Origin of the sequence: Acinetobacter sp. CIP 102136, from assembly GCF_000369685.1 — a bacterium.
Taxonomy (GTDB): domain Bacteria; phylum Pseudomonadota; class Gammaproteobacteria; order Pseudomonadales; family Moraxellaceae; genus Acinetobacter; species Acinetobacter fasciculus.
The window spans coordinates 241,738-257,572 of record NZ_KB850140.1 but is presented as its reverse complement, the minus strand read 5'-3'; the positions used below and the strand labels follow the sequence as shown (position 1 = coordinate 257,572).

The following is a 15,835-nucleotide window of genomic DNA, read 5'->3' as shown; positions in this document are numbered from 1 at the left end:
TTTATTTCCTTTTCAATTCTTTTACCAGAGGGCCAACTGGGTACTGACGCCGGTCGTATCCACACCGCCCAATTCTGCATAATGATGCAGCTGGCTGAGTAATTGACGGATCGGTGGACCTGACTTGGCGTGGGTATCGGTAATCACAATAAATTCCAGCACGCGTGCACGTTCAGACTGGCGCTGTTTGCTAACACGATAACGCGGCACATCTTGGGTCAGCAAGGTCACCCGGCCACGTTTCAGATTGGCCTGTAACAAATCAGTTGCGCTGATATTCCCGTCAGTTGAATAACTGGTCAGGATGAAACGTGCATTAATGGTCGCCAACAGGCTCTCGTAAGCTTCTTTGGCATATTTAGAGGAATTGTACTGGCTCGGACGCTCTTTGCGCCATGCCCGGTCAATCCCGCTCTTAAAGCCCTTGGTATCTGGAGTCGGCAAATCGGCCTGATCCCATAAGGTCAGCGCATTCAGCACATGATAATTACTGCTATAGGCATGCTGATTATACGGTGGATCCAGATAAGCCACATCCACTTCAAAACCACTCATCTGGTTGGCCAAATGCTGGGCATCGACACACCACATTTCTGCGGCCATTCCTTTTTTCTGATCCGATTCACAAAAACGACTTGGCGTTAACCATAGTAAAGATTCAATCCGTTCCAGCGCAGTTTGGGTTTTCCCGCCCCAACCATGGTGAAAGCTTTTGAAAACACCAGAAGTATTGCTGACAAAACTGGCGGAATACAGCAAGGGTGCCAGCAAGGCAGACATTTCCACATCATCAATTGCACCTTGTGCCTGCCAGGCTGCAATCTGCTGACGGATGGCATCAATACGCATGCCGTTACGACGTTTAAAGAACAAACGATCACGGGCTGGATCATAAATTTCATCATTACGCGGACACAGGTTATGCGTCACCCAGCCTTTAACTTCCGGCAGACGGTTCAGATAATCAATCGCTTTCTGATAGCCACCGAGTTCTTTAAATGCCGGTGCTTCAGTACAGGCCAGTACCGCATGATTCAGCGCATGGCTATACGGTTCCCAGTCATTGGCAATGACGCGATAACCATTCTGACGGGCCAAACGCGAGACCACGCCTGAACCTGCAAAAAAGTCAGCAAAGATTGGAGCACGGCCATCGCTACGTTTCAGGGTTCCTGTACTCTCCAGAGCTTCCAGAATTAAATGCAGTAAACGGCGCTTATTGCCCAGATAAGGAACCAGTTGATGGAAAAGATATTCATCGGTGGTACGTGCCGCATGGCGACGTTTATGATAAACCGTAGACTCTGAACTCATAGTGTCTCTTGAAAAGGAATTAGCCTGAAGCGCACGTCATCACCTAAGCGAGTTACATCGCGCAGCTTAAATCGGAGTTGTTCGGCCATATGGCTAAATTCTGCATTAAACATGGTACGCGCAGACTGACCCAATAGGGTCGGTGCAACGTAACTGATCAGTTCATCAACCAATTTTTGTTGTAAAAATGCCGTAGATAAGGTCGCCCCTGCTTCCACCAAGACATCATAAATCTGATGCTGTTGAACCAGTTGCTTTAATAATTCTGCTAAAGGCTGTACCGGCAAGTGTAGCACACCCAGATCTGCAAGCTCCTGACGAAATGGCCCCATGACCATCACTGTTTCAGGTTGCACTAAAATTTTTGCGTTGAGTGGTAAACGCCCCTGACGGTCCAGAATAATCCGTTTCGGTTGCACCACAGTCTTGATATCTTCAAGGCCATCCAGTTGACGCACATTCAGTTCACAGTCATCCGCAAGAACCGTATCAATCCCGGTAATCACTGCGCCTGAAATCGCACGCCAGTGCTGTACATCCTGACGTGCTGCTAAACCGGTAATCCATTTTGATTCACCCGATGCCATCGCGGTACGGCCATCCAGACTTGAGGCAATTTTTAAACGCATATAAGGCATGCCAGTCGCCATGGCTTTCAGGAAGCCTTGATTCAGCTGATGCGCTTCATCTTCACAGATGCCAATCTCGACTTTGATTTCGGCATCTTTCAGGATCTGTACACCCTTGCCAGCCACCAGCGGATTGGGATCTGGACAGGCCACGACAACTTTAGCCACACCTGCTTCAACCAGACCCTTGGCACAAGGCGGCGTACGGCCATAATGCGCACAAGGTTCTAAAGTCACATAAGCGGTTGCACCACGGGCCTGTTCACCGGCCTGACGCAGCGCAAAGACTTCAGCATGTGGCTGGCCGGCTTGGGGATGAAAGCCTTCACCAATCACGATGCCATCTTTAACAATGACGCAGCCGACATTCGGATTCGGTTTGGTGGAATATTGCCCTTGACGAGCCAATTCAATGGCCCGGCGCATCCAGACTTGATCTTGATTCAGTTCAACCATGCTTATTCTTGTAATTCTCGTTGTTGCATCTGTTCAATCTGATGACGAAAAGCTTCAACATCCTGAAAATCCTGATAGACCGAAGCGAAACGCACATAAGCAACATGATCCAGAGCAAATAAAGACTGCATCACGATTTCACCGATGGTACGTGATTTCACGTCACGCTCACCTAAACGACGAATCTGTAGCTGAATATCGCTCAGCACCGTTTCAATCTGCTCTTGGGTCACCGGGCGTTTTTGTAAGGCATGCATCAGGGAACGGCGTAATTTGGCTTCATCGAAAGGTTCATTTTTACCATCCGACTTGATGACGCGCGGCATCACCACTTCATAGCTTTCAAAGGTAGTGAAGCGTTCATTACAACTGACACATTCACGGCGACGACGAATCTGACATCCTTCAGCTGCCAGGCGTGAATCAATCACTTTACTGTCTGCAGTATTGCAAAATGGGCAATGCATAGCGGTTTAATTGAACAAATCCAGATGGATTCCGAGTGTAGCAAAAATTACAAACTTTGTAGAGTTTTACGCAACATATAGAAAAAAAACAGCCCATTCGGGCTGTTTTACACTATATATTGATTATGGTGGATTTATTATTATTCGACACGTTCGCCATGTTGGCTTAAATCCAGACCCATACGCTCATCATCAGATGCCACACGGATTCCAATGATCAAGTCAATGACTTTCAGGATAATGAAGGTCATGATCGCAGAGTAAGCAATGGTTGCCAGTACACCTTCCACTTGCACCCAAAGCTGATGCATGACATTGGCAGGAGCATTGTCACCCATGATGAATTCGCTGGCAAAGAAGGCCGTCAAAATCGCGCCAACAATACCACCTACACCATGCAGGCCAAAAGCATCTAAAGAATCATCGGCTTTCAATGCGCGTTTCAGTGCAGTAATCCCCCAGAAGCACACCACACCACCGATCAGACCCATCGCCAATGCGCCGCCTACAGTCACAAAACCTGCAGCTGGAGTAATGACCACCAGACCAGCAACTGCACCCGATACGCCGCCCAGTACAGAAGCTTTACCACGTGCCAGTTTTTCAGTGATTAACCAGGAGATGGCTGCTGCCGCTGCTGCGACTTGAGTCACGATCAAGGCATAGCCTGCAGAACCGTTGGCACCTAATGCAGAACCACCGTTGAAACCGAACCAGCCTACCCAGAGCAAAGATGCACCAACTACTGTAAGCGTCAGGTTATGCGGTGCCATAGATTCACGACCCAAACCCATACGTTTGCCCAGCATATATGCCGCTACCAGACCGGCAACACCCGAGTTGATATGTACAACCGTACCACCGGCAAAATCAAGCGCGCCGTCGTTACCTAACCAGCCACCACCCCATACCCAGTGGGTAATTGGTGCATAAACAATCACCACCCAAAGTGCGATAAAAGCAACGAAAGCACCAAATTTCATACGTTCTGCAATCGAACCGCTGATGATGGCAACCGTAATGATGGCAAAAGTCATTTGGAAAATCACAAACAGGATTTCAGGAATCGTGCCTGAAAGCGCCTCTGTGGTAATACCGGCCAGCATGAACTTGTCCAGGCCGCCTATAAAGGCATTGCCTTCACCGAAAGCTAGGGTATAACCAATAATCACCCAGGCAATACTGACCACCGCTGCAGCAATAAAGCTATGTGCCATCGTCGCTAGAACGTTTTTCTTGCGGACCATACCGCCATAAAATAGCGCCAAGCCAGGAATGGTCATGAGTAAAACTAGAGCGGTAGAGGTTAAAACCCAGGCGGTATCGCCGGTATCTAGCGTTGGTTCTTCTTCTGCAGGTGCTGCAGCTTCAACTGGCGCTGCTTCAGCAATTGCTGCTGTAGTGTCTGTTGTTGTATTTGTTGTATCGTCTGCTTCTTCAACAAGCACAATTTCTTCTGTCGGTGTTGTTGCTGTTGCAGCTTCTTCAGCCCATGCAACAGAACCACCAAAAAGAGCGCCGGCCATGCCGAACGCGAGTAGCATTTTTTTCATTCGTATCCCCCAACCAAGTTTTTGTGAGTTATTAGGTACTCAGCAAACTTCGTGCCAAGTTAGACAGCGTCTGCACCTGTTTCACCTGTACGAATACGGATGACTTGTTCCAAGTTAGTCACGAAAATTTTTCCGTCACCGATTTTTCCAGTGCTCGCCACACGAGTAATAGATTCAATCACCGCGTCTACCATTTCATCGCTAATCGCGATTTCAATTTTGACTTTCGGCAAGAAATCTACAACGTATTCAGCACCACGATAGAGTTCAGTGTGGCCTTTTTGACGACCAAAGCCTTTCACTTCAGTTACAGTGATGCCTTGAACACCAATTTCAGACAATGCTTCGCGAACATCATCTAATTTAAAAGGTTTTACAATTGCAGTTACGAGCTTCATGTTTGTTTTCCTTCGGCTTATTTCACCAGTAAGGTTTTACGTTCAAATTTCATGCCAAGATTCCTAAGGTCGGGGGAAATTAGAAAGCCTAGCATGTGGTTTATTTATACCTTATTTTATACGGATAAAGGCTTTGAATCTTCAAAAAATAGACATTTTTTATGTGGATTTTTACAATATCTTTAATCGAATAAGTCTATATTTTGTCTGAAATACTATAGTCTGCATTTTAGCAATGCTAAACTGTGCGCTCCTTTCTACGGCGATGGATCAGACGATGATTGAAACTTTATTACAAGCAATTTTGCAGCAAGTCGAACAACCCAAGAAAGATTTGGAACATAATATCCGTGCCCTGTTAAATGAAGCTGTGGCGAAAATGGATTTGGTGTCTAAAGAAGAAATAGAACGTCAGCGTACTGCCCTAAATAATGCCAATCATCGCCTGAATGATTTGCTCAAACAGGTGGAAGCATTAGAAGAGAAAATTTCGAACAAAAAATAAGCACAACTACAGTGCACAAAAGACACCAGAACGATAAAAATAACGCACCATATTGGAACAATAATAATGTCTTTTGCTAAAATTTATACGCGAGGCTTGCTGGGCCTGCATGCGCCTTTAATTGAAGTCGAAGTTCATGTCAGTTCGGGTATGCCTTCACTCACTATAGTGGGGCTTCCCGAAGCAGCGGTACGTGAAAGTAAAGACCGGGTACGCTCTGCCATTTTGAATAGCGGCTTTCAATTTCCGACCAAACGTCTGACCATTAATCTGGCGCCAGCAGATCTACCGAAAGATGGATCACGTCTGGATTTACCGATTGCATTAGGCATTTTAGTGGCTTCAGGCCAGCTGCCTGAAGATTGTACTGAGCATCTGGAGTTTATTGGCGAGTTGGCCCTCGATGGTCAATTACGTCCTGTCAGCGGCACCTTAAGTATTGCCATTGCCTGTCAAAGTGACCAGCATCAACTGATTTTGCCTGGCCCCAATGCACAGGAAGCCTGTCAGCTCCCAGACTTTAAAGTCTTTGCAGCCAATCATTTAAAAGAAGTGTGTGAACATCTTTCCCAAGCGCAGCGCTTACCGCAAATAGAAGCCAGTCCACTCAATACAGACCATTTTTATAAGTTTGATCTGGCGGATGTAAAAGGACAATTACGACCACGGCGTGGCTTGGAAATTGCTGCGGCAGGTGGTCATTCCCTGCTGTTTCGAGGCCCACCCGGAACAGGCAAGACCTTGCTGGCTTCTCGATTGGCCAGTATTTTGCCGCCCTTAAAGACGCAGGAAAATCTGGAAGTGGCCAGTATTTATTCGGTGGCGAATGCCAATCACCCTTTTGGACAACGGCCGTTTCGAGCACCACACCATACTGCTTCTGCGGTGGCATTGGTCGGTGGCGGCTGTCATTTCCAAAGAACTATGCGACATTACAAACAACTATGCGACAAATAATCTGATAAGTAAGAAGAAAATAGATCCTAACTAAATAAGGTAGTTATAAATATTTTTAATGTTGCTTGAATTGACCATCCTGAATAAGATCATCTAATTCATCTTCAAAGTCCTCTAACTTATGTTTTAATGACTTTATTGAATGGATCAATCTTGTATTTTGTGGATGCCTTGGATTCTTTAATTTGTGATAAATTTCTAACAATTCAGATCGTTGAGAATTAAGTCTATCAATTTGAGCTTCAAGCGCCACTCTCGGTGTCCATTTAGCAAGGAGCTCTTGTTCATATTTATTTAATTCCTGATCTGACATCACTTCTAATTGTGCATTCATTTAGCTGTGTTCCATTACTTACATTCGTTTATTTTAGAATAAAACCCCACATAAAGATCAAATGTCCAATTAAAAGGAGAATCAATCTATTCAAACTCCCCCTGTTTGATGAAGACTTTGATATTAAACAATTGGATAATTATGAGAGAAGTAGATTTAGGTTCTAACTTAGTAGAGTTCTATACAAAACCTATTCGAGGTCGGCTTTTTGTAGTTGGTGACCTACATGGTTGCTATACATTACTTATGAATAAGTTAGAAGAACTAGAATTTAACTTTCAGCAGGATTTATTGGTCTCCGTTGGAGATTTGGTTGATCGCGGCCAAGAAAATCTTGAATGCCTAAGTCTTATTAATGAGCCCTGGTTTAAAGCAATCCGTGGCAATCATGAACAGATGTGTATTGAAGCAACTTTTGATAATGAAATGAAAGAAATGCATGCTTATCATGGTGGAGACTGGTTATATAAGCTACCTACTGTTCAACAACAAATTGTTGTTGAACAGTGTCTCAATTTACCGATCATTCTTGAAATTCATCATAATAATAAAGTTTATGGTTTTGTGCATGCAGATATACATATCAATGACTGGGATAATTTCAAACAAGAGGTTCTTAAAAATAACTACTTCATTGAAGGTGAACAATCTGCCATGCAAATTGCATTATGGCATAGAGGACGTGTCCGTTTTAGTACATACAATCCTATCTATAAGACTGTAACGGGAGTTGATGAAATTTATTTCGGCCATACTGTAGTCAAGGAACCTGTTAAGCATCAGAATTGTTTTTTTATCGATACTGGTGCTGTTTTTGGGGGACCTTTAACCATTCTTGAACTATAAGAGATCTATGTTAGGTTTCATATTTTAGTATCTTGACGTAAACATACTTCTTTCAGGAAATTTACATGTTAAAATGTAAAAACCAAAACACTATATATAGTATCCATAAAAACAAAAAACACTATATATGCATAAAAACAAGCTTAAACCCATTAAAACGAAACATTTTAGGAATAATTTGAAGAAAAATTTGCATACTCTTTTCTGTTCAGTTATTATTCGATTAACTTGATCTGTAAGTCAATCATCTTGGAGGTGAATATGACTCATTTCAATCCTGACATGCTTAGTATTGCACGAAACTTTCGTGGTCTTAGTCAAACTGAACTAATTGCTGAAATGGGACAGTCTATTACCCAGGCTTCATTATCTAAAATTGAAAGTGGGGACTTAAAACCCTCCGATGAAGTTATCCATAATCTATCCAATGCCCTACATTTCCCTATACGATTTTTCGAACATATTGAAAAGCTAAATGCACTGCCAATTAGTTTGCATGCATACAGAAAAAAAAGCTCTACCACAGCTAAAGCATTGAGCCGCATGAATGCTGAAATGATGTTAAAAATGGGCCATGTACAAACATTAGAATTATTCACAAATGTGCCAAAAAGAAAAAATTCCTTACCAACTTTTAAAATTGGCCTAGATATAAACACTCCTCAAGAAGCTGCTAAAAAACTTAGGTCATTGTGGGCATTAGGGAATGAACCTCTTGAAAACCTAACTGCCACTGTGGAAGATGCAGGGGTTTTAGTCTTTTTATGCGACTTTAAAGATAACAATGTTGATGGCGTATCCTTAAAAATGCATGGTGTGTCTCCATGTGTATTTCTAAATGCAAACCAGCCAAATGACAGAATACGCTTCACACTAGCACATGAACTTGGGCATTTGGTCCTCCATGAAGAGCCATCTGAGTTCATGGAAAAAGAAGCAAATGACTTTGCTGCCGAATTCTTAATGCCAGAAGAAAAAATTATTGATCAATTAGGTTCAACTAATTTAGCTCACTATCTAAGACTTAAAAAGGAATGGAAAACCTCAATGGCAGCCTTAATCTATAGGGCGTCAGAGTTAGGAACTATAACTTCAAGTCAAAGTGCCAATTTATGGCGGCAGATGGCTATGCGTGGTTATCGTAAAGTTGAACCAAATGAATTGGATCGAGAACCGACATATAGAGTAGCTTCAATGCTCTTTGACTACGCAATAGATGCAAAAAAAACATCAACATCTGTCATTAGTGAGTTATCTCAATTATTTGACTTATATGAAGATGACTTTAAAAAACTATATTATTTTGACCTAGATTCAATGGAGACTATTGAGATGGTTTCATAAATTAAAAAGCCGACTCTATTGGGTAGAGTCGGCTTGATAGATTTTCACACAGGAAAGGCATATGGCTCTAAGCCCTACGCATACCTCATGTTAGATCTGGCTGTCAGAACCCCATTCTAACATTTAGGCCCGTAAATCTCAAGATTTACCCGCTTATTTTGGTATGCGCCCTGAAAAACGAGCCGCCAAAATAGGAGGGCTAACAATGCCTACCGAAAATCAAGACTTCGTGTTTTGTAAATCTTATCGCCATAAATCTGGAAAAATTATTGTCCATCCAACTGGATATTTTAAATTTCCCAGAACTCGGCCATTGAAAGAAGAAAAGGATGCTATCCGTAATAAAAAATCGGATGATCCTGATAACTCAAACTCAATATCGTAAACAAGGTTAAATAACCTACTGCTATGCAACAAAGTTCACAGCAGTACGTTACTTAATTTTTCTGATCGCACTTAATTTTATGCCCCATTTTAGTACATGGGCTCAGAGAGAATTATGACAACTCAACAGCAGTTTCTTGACCTACTTTCCGATATTGAACCATCTACAACAACGGTTAATGATTGTTCAAGCGCACATAATACGCTTCGTGATGCTTTAAAAGTGCATAATGAATTCAGCAAAGTACATGTGCATACATTCTTATCAGGTTCTTATAAAAGAAATACGGCAGTACGTCCGACTACCATAGGCGGAATCACACAAAGGCCAGATGTAGATATTATTGCCCTTACAAATCACACAATTAATGATGATCCTCAAATTGTCCTTGATGCAGTACATACTGCATTAAAGGATATTGGATATACCGATCTTACCGTTAACCGTCGTTCAGTAAATGTTAAGTTGAAAAAAGTTGATATGGATGTTGTCCCTATCATTTCAGATGGATATGGCGGCTATCTGATTCCAGACATTCATCTTGAAGAATGGCTAGTTACCAACCCTCCAGCCCATACCGAGTGGACTGTTGAGGTGAATAAAAATGCAAATGGTCGATTTAAGCCTCTTGTGAAGCTATTTAAATGGTGGCGTCGTGAGAACTTGTCTGATTTAAAAAGACCAAAAGGATTCATTTTAGAATGCCTGGTTGCCAAGCATATGAATTACTACGAATCCAACTATGAAAAGTTGTTTGTTTATCTTTTAGAAACGATCAGGGATTCTTATGGGATTTATGCGTCACTAGGCATAATTCCACATTTAGAAGATCCTGGTGTTGCAGGCAATAATGTTTTTTCTGCGGTTACAGCAGATGAGTTCAAAACTTTTTATGAAAAGGTAGAAGAACAAGCTGTTATTGCACGAAACGCCTTAAATGAAACAGATGATGATAAAGCATTAGCCCTATGGCGGCAGGTTCTGGGTAATCGTTTTCCACGTTCGGCATCACACAAAAGTGCAAACTCTGCTGATATGGCCAGCTCTTTAATCCGTTCTGCTCTAGGTGCGGGATTAACCTTTCCATCAACCCCTGTTTATCCAAATAAACCAGGAGGCTTTGCGTAATGGAACTGCTAAAAACACCATTAGAACGCCTAGCTCAAGAACGGCAGTTATTGACTGATCTTGAGAAAGAGAAAAATAGTTTTAAGATTCAGGAGTGGAACTCAACAGACACAAATGAACTGCATTTGAACTTCTCTCTAAAGATAGGAACTATAGATTTTAATGGTGTTTTAGTATATCCAGAGCTTTTCCCAGAGCTACCAGCATATATACGCCCACAAAAATCTGGTGAAAGATGGAGTATCTTGCACCAGTATGGTGGTTCAGGAGTGCTGTGTCTAGAATATGGCCCAGATAATTGGAATACCAATATCAGTGGAGTGGATCTAGTTAGAAGTGCCCAGCTTCTTTTATTAACAGATGCAATGACTGTATTGGAGATGAATGTAGAACCTGTACCATCTAGGCATTCTGAAACAATAGGTCAAAAATTAAGAGGTGTTTCAGAAAGGTTCATTGAAACACCTATGTTACGTCACATACTCTTGGGTAGTGATTCTGAGAAAATGGACTTTAAGATTGCCATCTCAAGCTTTCGAGACAAAACCGTTATTGTTCCAACAAATATTCAGAACAAACCTCTACCTGACATCGTACCATCATTTTCTAATGAAAGATTTGAATTGTCTGGATGGGCGATACGAATTGATTCTGTTCCTCAATTAAAGGAATCCGTAAATGACCGAGTTTCATTAGAATCCTTTTTAGGCAATTTATGGCCTGCTCAAGAGGAATTCACAAATTCCATACAGCCTATATTGTTATATGACTTAAAGGGTAACTTGGAACTATTCTTGATTAATAATACAGCACCACTTTTCGTAAGTTATCCTGCTATTAATCTACATGATGATCAGAATCAAAGATTGCCAGCACAATTTAGCCATCTCAATAATACAAGGATAGCAATTGTAGGTCTTGGATCGTTAGGAAGTAAAATTGCAATTTCACTGGCACGGTCGGGCTGTAAAAACTTTCTACTTATTGATGATGATATTCTGGCCCCACACAATCTTGTCCGTAATGAACTCAGCTGGTTAGATGTTGGCTTTGCTAAAACCCATGCTGTTGAAAGAGCATTAAAACGAACAGTATTAGACATAGAAGTTGAAACGTATGAAATGCAAATTGGTGGACAGGAAAATCCTCATTTAAATTCCAATATCGCTAATGCCATTGCCACATGTAATCTGATTATTGATGCGACAGCAAGCTCACATACATTTCTAACCTTAGCTGCAATTGCTAAAAGAAAACATATACCAATGGTATGGGGTGAAATCTTTGGTGGCGGTGGTGGAGCAATGATGGCCCGTAGTCGCCCAACGTTAGATGCCTCACCTTTAGAGCTTCGCAATCATATTTATGGTGTCTTACAAACGTTGGAACCAATCCCAGAAGGCAAAGTTAATAATTACTGCTTTCAAACACAAAACCAAACATATATTGCATCAGATGCAGATGTAACGGCTCTTGCAGCGTCTATGACGCAGTTCACATTAGATACTTTATGTACAATTGATGAGCAATCCTCTTATCCATATTCAGCATATTTAATAGGGTTCCGTAAATATTGGATATTTCAATGTCCTTTTGATACTCATCCTATCGATTGTTCAGGTGCGTTAGTAACAGAATCTCCTACGGATAAACAGATATCTGAAAGTGAAAATGGCAATTCTATTGAAGAGCCTGAACCGATGAAAGGTTAATACTGATGCTGAAAATATCCATTCCTACTGATATACAAATTTTACTGATAAAAGCCCTGTTGAAGTCTGGAACCCACGAATGTGGCGGTGTTTTAATGGGTGAGCATATAGGTACAAACCATTTTAGAGTTAGCTCATTAACTGTTCAAAAGAGTGGAACGATAGCATCCTTTGTACGTGGAATTACGGATGCTATTAAAGCAATTCGCCTTTTTCATAAATCAACAAACAATAATTATCAAAAATTTAACTATTTAGGTGAATGGCATAGCCATCCTCTCTTTAGTGTACAACCCAGCAGTAAAGACCATCACACCATGAGGGAATTGGTGTCCGATCCAAAAGTTGGGGCAAATTTTGTAGTCTTACTGATTTTTCATTTAAAAAACAATCATCTTGAGGGCAGTGCTCACACCTACCTATCAGATGGTTCCTGTTACCGATCCACCCTAGATTTAGAGAGATAATAATGAGTGCGAGTCTGTTAGAAAAACAATCAACTGGTGGTGCGATTGCACGAGTAGGATTTGAATATCAGGATGCATTTGTATTAAGGAGCTTACCGCTATGGCTTTCACAAAGTGCATTTAGCCATATAGTGAGTGAAGCATTAAGTGATATAGAAGTTTGTTATTTTTCTTCGGAAAAGTCATTACATGTAATGTATGAAGCAAAAAATCACTCCTTAACGGCTACGGAATTTTGGGATGAAATAAGGCGTTTTAAAAGTCTTTTTGATACCCACCCAAAAAACTTTATTTGGTTTAATTTAGTATGCCCAAGTTATAACACCGCTATCTCACCATTAATTTCAAAAATAGACCGATTAAGAGGGGTTGGATCTTCTTATGATGACGACTCTTCAGTTTCAGTGAATGGGCGCTCGGAATACCTTGATTGGTGTGTTGGTAAAAAAATTGATTTCTCTTTAGCTGAATTTGCTCTTGATTATGTTGGTTTCATAACTTTTAATTCTGAGAATAGTGAGTCTATATTTCTAAGTGAAATTCAAGACACAATAAATATTGAACTGCTCAGGAGTCAGGTCAAACAACTAAAAGATCAGTTCAAAAATCTAATTTCTCGTTCATCTTTTGGTCCAATATATCGTAAAGACTTTGAAAGTTTTATTTGCCATGCTCTTGAAGAAGATATAAGTAGAAGTCAGTGGCTATCCGATCCTATAAAAATTAATCTTTCAGCATCATCCAGTCAGTATCAAGACTTAAACTTAGATATTAGTGATTTCAATGGTCCTGATCGTGCTCAAAAAAACTCCAGCGACTGGAACAACCTAATCAAAAAAGCAGTATCGATTGGGGATTTTATTCATAGCAGTGGTGACCGTAGAACCCTCCTTATAGATGGCAAACAAAGAATGTCCAACGCATGTATGCTTGGCTATGTTTTTAGTGCCACACGTAACTTCCTACTTGAAATAGAACATAATGGCCTCGCTTATCGCACTGATGACCATAAACAGAAAGAGGGACAATTTTTTAATAAAATCGACCCTGTTGAGCTACAGGGTGAAACTGAAGCCATAGTTACTATCGGATTTCCTACAACTATAGGTAAAGACATTGACTCTACAATGGATGAAGTAAAGAGCTTACCTAGACTGAATTTAGAAAGCTCTTATGTGATTGATAATATGGAAACTCTAAATCTTGCTGTGAGAGAGGCAAAATCCGCTTTAGTTTCATTCAAATCTGAAAATAAGTTATCTAAATTACACCTCTTTATTAAAGCACCCTCAGTTTTTGCAATGGTCTTGGGACATCGCTTGAATGGTATTTGCGATATCCAGCTTTACGATTGGGTAGATGGGCAATATATCCCTACAGCCGAACTGAACTTATAAGAAGAATTGACTAGTCGATAATATTACCAATAGAGAGGTTGATCATGAACAATCATTCTAATGAAGAAAATACTGATAACTCTTTAGATAAAAAAAAATCACCCGCATTCAAAGTTCTTGAATCCAATGCTGAAAAGTTCTTAATGGTGTGGTGGTATGGGGCGTTAGCAAAAGCTGAACGTAGAAATACCCAACCTAAAGTTCATGTGGCTTTTAGGGAACTTCTGGAAGATTACACACCCACAGATAATTTTATTTTTATTGATGCCAATATAACAGATTTGGTGTCTTGGCCTATTGGCACAGTTTGGCATCATGAACGATTGGTTGATTATCTTCCCTTAGAAATACGGGAGTTTGATATTGACCATACGGATTTTAAACATACCTATGTTCAAACATATAAGCGAGACGAAAAGACTGGGGAAATAGATCATTTCCTCTCAAACATAAATGAATTTTATATTAAGCCAAGCAAACGTGAGAATTGTATTTCTTTCTCCTTAACGGATCAGGAATATAAGGAACTTCTCGTACCTTGTTTTGAGTTTCTGGTTAGAGGGTATGGTCTATCTACTGAACTTCCTAGAATTCTGACAACATACGATGAGGCCGAACGGCATGAACGGCTCTACACTCCTCATCCAGGAGAGGAAGGCACATGGACTGTTCTTATAGGTGATGGCCTTACATTAAATGACCATGTATTTATTGCCTATTATCAATACAGTGAATATACCCAAAATGCTGTAAGGATATTATTTAGCAGTATTGCAAAACATGATGATTTTGATAAAAAAAATCATATATACCCTAAAGTAATGCCATGGCACGAGGAAACGAGAAAGATTCGAGTTTCAGGTTTCAATATTTCTGGTACCAATGCTTTTTTAGGTCTAAGAATTCTTGGAATAGATTTACCAGATCAAACCCTCATCAGAAGTGTCACAAAGGAAGTTCACCAAGTTAAGAAACCTATAGACCACAACGCACCTAAGCCTCCTGAGCTACAACTAGGCTCTGGTCAGATTAATGTATCTGAAGATCAAGGAGGGCGCAGACCATTGTCACAAACGGTTATTTTAGATCATGAATTTGAATGGTTAGGTTCAGGACCCATCGCGAAAAAAAGTAAAACAAAACATGAAAGAACCATTACTCGGTCACAAAGGAAGAAAAATATAAAAGAAACCAATACAGTTGGTACAGGGGAACCTGATAGCTCCAAGGATGTTCTTAATGCCACAATTAATCCGACCACTAATAAAGATAATGCCACAGAATTTGAAGCTCCAGAACAAGGAAGAATTATGGACCTTTGGAATGCTTGCGTAAAAGCACGCTTGTTAAATCCCAGTATTGTCAATGCAGTACACTATTATACTTTTGAAGAAGACTTTAATTACAACGATAAACCCACTCTAATGGCCTTTTCCGTCAATTCAGAAACTTTAGAAAATGAAGATATTTCAGATGGAGAAAAGCAAGCTTATAAAAATTGGTGTTATGCAAATTCAAATAAAACAGCAACTCGCGGAGCATTAGTCATTCGACTATCTCTTAAAAATTGCCCTCCAGTTTATATTTTCGATATACAACCAGCGATTTATATTTCAAATGTAGAGGGAAAAAGCATCCACAAGGAACGTGGGCATTCTGGGCTAGTATTTAGGTCAAAGACCCTAGAACAATTTGAACAGTATATTTCTGATCTCATGAAGAGCTTACCTTTGTCAGAGGGCTCTTATTCGAAAACTCTTCAGGGCTCCAATCTTGTTACCCAATTATTTGTTTTTAGGCGCTCAAAATCTGCTGGCTTTTCAGATGGTGAATCAACTTTATTGAATGCTCTAAGAAAAATTGGAATTACCAATATTCAGTTAAAGGAAAAAACAGAAGAAAAGCCCACGGTAATCCCCCCGAAAAATAAAAGGATGTAAAAG

Annotated in this window: 15 protein-coding genes and 1 pseudogene; 10 read left to right on the top strand and 6 right to left on the bottom strand. The window is 40.7% G+C overall.

The genetic code is table 11. The features are described from left to right. Positions 1–21 precede the first annotated feature (21 nt). The 5 genes from F893_RS01410 to glnK form a co-directional block, all read right to left on the bottom strand. Positions 22–1,314 carry a DNA adenine methylase gene (locus tag F893_RS01410; protein ID WP_004281046.1) on the bottom strand — a complete coding sequence of 431 codons (1,293 nt, stop codon included), beginning with the start codon at positions 1,312–1,314 and terminating at the stop codon, positions 22–24. Further along, positions 1,311–2,399, bottom strand: a complete 1,089-nt coding sequence (gene ribD / locus F893_RS01405; RefSeq protein WP_005249680.1) for a bifunctional diaminohydroxyphosphoribosylaminopyrimidine deaminase/5-amino-6-(5-phosphoribosylamino)uracil reductase RibD — start codon at positions 2,397–2,399, stop codon at positions 1,311–1,313. Before ribD ends, F893_RS01410 begins: the two co-directional genes overlap by 4 nt. 2 nt (positions 2,400–2,401) lie before the next feature. Beyond that, positions 2,402–2,866 (bottom strand): transcriptional regulator NrdR, encoded by a 465-nt coding sequence (gene nrdR, locus F893_RS01400; protein ID WP_004281044.1) that lies wholly within the window; start codon positions 2,864–2,866, stop codon positions 2,402–2,404. Between the two features lie 140 nt (positions 2,867–3,006). After that, a complete protein-coding gene (locus F893_RS01395; RefSeq protein WP_005249679.1) occupies positions 3,007–4,419 on the bottom strand; it encodes an ammonium transporter in 1,413 nt (470 codons plus the stop codon). 59 nt (positions 4,420–4,478) lie between these two features. Continuing rightward, positions 4,479–4,817, bottom strand: coding sequence for a P-II family nitrogen regulator (glnK, locus tag F893_RS01390; RefSeq protein ID WP_004281042.1), 339 nt, complete (start codon positions 4,815–4,817; stop codon positions 4,479–4,481). A 277-nt stretch (positions 4,818–5,094) separates the two neighbouring features. Between glnK and F893_RS01385 the strand changes: the two genes are divergently transcribed. Both F893_RS01385 and F893_RS01380 read left to right on the top strand, forming a co-directional pair. Further along, complete coding sequence (locus F893_RS01385) at positions 5,095–5,322, top strand: accessory factor UbiK family protein (RefSeq protein ID WP_004281041.1); 228 nt, start codon at positions 5,095–5,097, stop codon at positions 5,320–5,322. Between the two features lie 66 nt (positions 5,323–5,388). Continuing rightward, positions 5,389–6,234, top strand: a pseudogene (locus F893_RS01380) (YifB family Mg chelatase-like AAA ATPase); the annotation flags it as partial. A gap of 100 nt (positions 6,235–6,334) precedes the next feature. On the opposite strand, the gene F893_RS01375 reads toward F893_RS01380, so the two are convergent. After that, a complete protein-coding gene (locus F893_RS01375; RefSeq protein WP_000993734.1) occupies positions 6,335–6,613 on the bottom strand; it encodes a hypothetical protein in 279 nt (92 codons plus the stop codon). A 141-nt stretch (positions 6,614–6,754) separates the two neighbouring features. On the opposite strand from F893_RS01375, the gene F893_RS01370 reads away from it, so the two are divergent. From F893_RS01370 to F893_RS01335, 8 genes are all read left to right on the top strand, one after another. Beyond that, positions 6,755–7,459 carry a metallophosphoesterase gene (locus F893_RS01370; protein WP_001209420.1) on the top strand — a complete coding sequence of 235 codons (705 nt, stop codon included), beginning with the start codon at positions 6,755–6,757 and terminating at the stop codon, positions 7,457–7,459. A gap of 261 nt (positions 7,460–7,720) precedes the next feature. Beyond that, positions 7,721–8,803, top strand: a complete 1,083-nt coding sequence (locus F893_RS01365; protein WP_000148670.1) for a helix-turn-helix domain-containing protein — start codon at positions 7,721–7,723, stop codon at positions 8,801–8,803. Between the two features lie 205 nt (positions 8,804–9,008). Continuing rightward, positions 9,009–9,188 carry a hypothetical protein gene (locus tag F893_RS01360; RefSeq protein WP_001141890.1) on the top strand — a complete coding sequence of 60 codons (180 nt, stop codon included), beginning with the start codon at positions 9,009–9,011 and terminating at the stop codon, positions 9,186–9,188. A gap of 114 nt (positions 9,189–9,302) precedes the next feature. Then, on the top strand, positions 9,303–10,316 hold the full coding sequence (locus F893_RS01355; protein WP_000211631.1) for an SMODS domain-containing nucleotidyltransferase: 1,014 nt from the start codon (positions 9,303–9,305) through the stop codon (positions 10,314–10,316). After that, complete coding sequence (locus tag F893_RS01350) at positions 10,316–12,028, top strand: ThiF family adenylyltransferase (RefSeq protein WP_004756392.1); 1,713 nt, start codon at positions 10,316–10,318, stop codon at positions 12,026–12,028. The genes F893_RS01355 and F893_RS01350 overlap by 1 nt, the downstream gene beginning before the upstream one ends. A gap of 5 nt (positions 12,029–12,033) precedes the next feature. Continuing rightward, entirely contained in the window at positions 12,034–12,495 is a 462-nt protein-coding gene (locus F893_RS01345) for a Mov34/MPN/PAD-1 family protein (protein WP_004756394.1), read from the top strand. Between the two features lie 2 nt (positions 12,496–12,497). Then, a complete protein-coding gene (locus tag F893_RS01340; protein WP_004756395.1) occupies positions 12,498–13,892 on the top strand; it encodes a CD-NTase-associated endodeoxyribonuclease Cap4 in 1,395 nt (464 codons plus the stop codon). A gap of 44 nt (positions 13,893–13,936) precedes the next feature. Further along, complete coding sequence (locus tag F893_RS01335) at positions 13,937–15,832, top strand: hypothetical protein (RefSeq protein ID WP_005249671.1); 1,896 nt, start codon at positions 13,937–13,939, stop codon at positions 15,830–15,832. Positions 15,833–15,835 lie beyond the last annotated feature (3 nt).

Coding starts and splice junctions, on each gene's coding strand:
- F893_RS01410 (WP_004281046.1), bottom strand. CDS start 1,314: ATGAGTTCAGAGTCTACGGTTTATCATAAACGTCGCCATGCGGCACGT.
- ribD (WP_005249680.1), bottom strand. CDS start 2,399: ATGGTTGAACTGAATCAAGATCAAGTCTGGATGCGCCGGGCCATTGAA.
- nrdR (WP_004281044.1), bottom strand. CDS start 2,866: ATGCATTGCCCATTTTGCAATACTGCAGACAGTAAAGTGATTGATTCA.
- F893_RS01395 (WP_005249679.1), bottom strand. CDS start 4,419: ATGAAAAAAATGCTACTCGCGTTCGGCATGGCCGGCGCTCTTTTTGGT.
- glnK (WP_004281042.1), bottom strand. CDS start 4,817: ATGAAGCTCGTAACTGCAATTGTAAAACCTTTTAAATTAGATGATGTT.
- F893_RS01385 (WP_004281041.1), top strand. CDS start 5,095: ATGATTGAAACTTTATTACAAGCAATTTTGCAGCAAGTCGAACAACCC.
- F893_RS01375 (WP_000993734.1), bottom strand. CDS start 6,613: ATGAATGCACAATTAGAAGTGATGTCAGATCAGGAATTAAATAAATAT.
- F893_RS01370 (WP_001209420.1), top strand. CDS start 6,755: ATGAGAGAAGTAGATTTAGGTTCTAACTTAGTAGAGTTCTATACAAAA.
- F893_RS01365 (WP_000148670.1), top strand. CDS start 7,721: ATGACTCATTTCAATCCTGACATGCTTAGTATTGCACGAAACTTTCGT.
- F893_RS01360 (WP_001141890.1), top strand. CDS start 9,009: ATGCCTACCGAAAATCAAGACTTCGTGTTTTGTAAATCTTATCGCCAT.
- F893_RS01355 (WP_000211631.1), top strand. CDS start 9,303: ATGACAACTCAACAGCAGTTTCTTGACCTACTTTCCGATATTGAACCA.
- F893_RS01350 (WP_004756392.1), top strand. CDS start 10,316: ATGGAACTGCTAAAAACACCATTAGAACGCCTAGCTCAAGAACGGCAG.
- F893_RS01345 (WP_004756394.1), top strand. CDS start 12,034: ATGCTGAAAATATCCATTCCTACTGATATACAAATTTTACTGATAAAA.
- F893_RS01340 (WP_004756395.1), top strand. CDS start 12,498: ATGAGTGCGAGTCTGTTAGAAAAACAATCAACTGGTGGTGCGATTGCA.
- F893_RS01335 (WP_005249671.1), top strand. CDS start 13,937: ATGAACAATCATTCTAATGAAGAAAATACTGATAACTCTTTAGATAAA.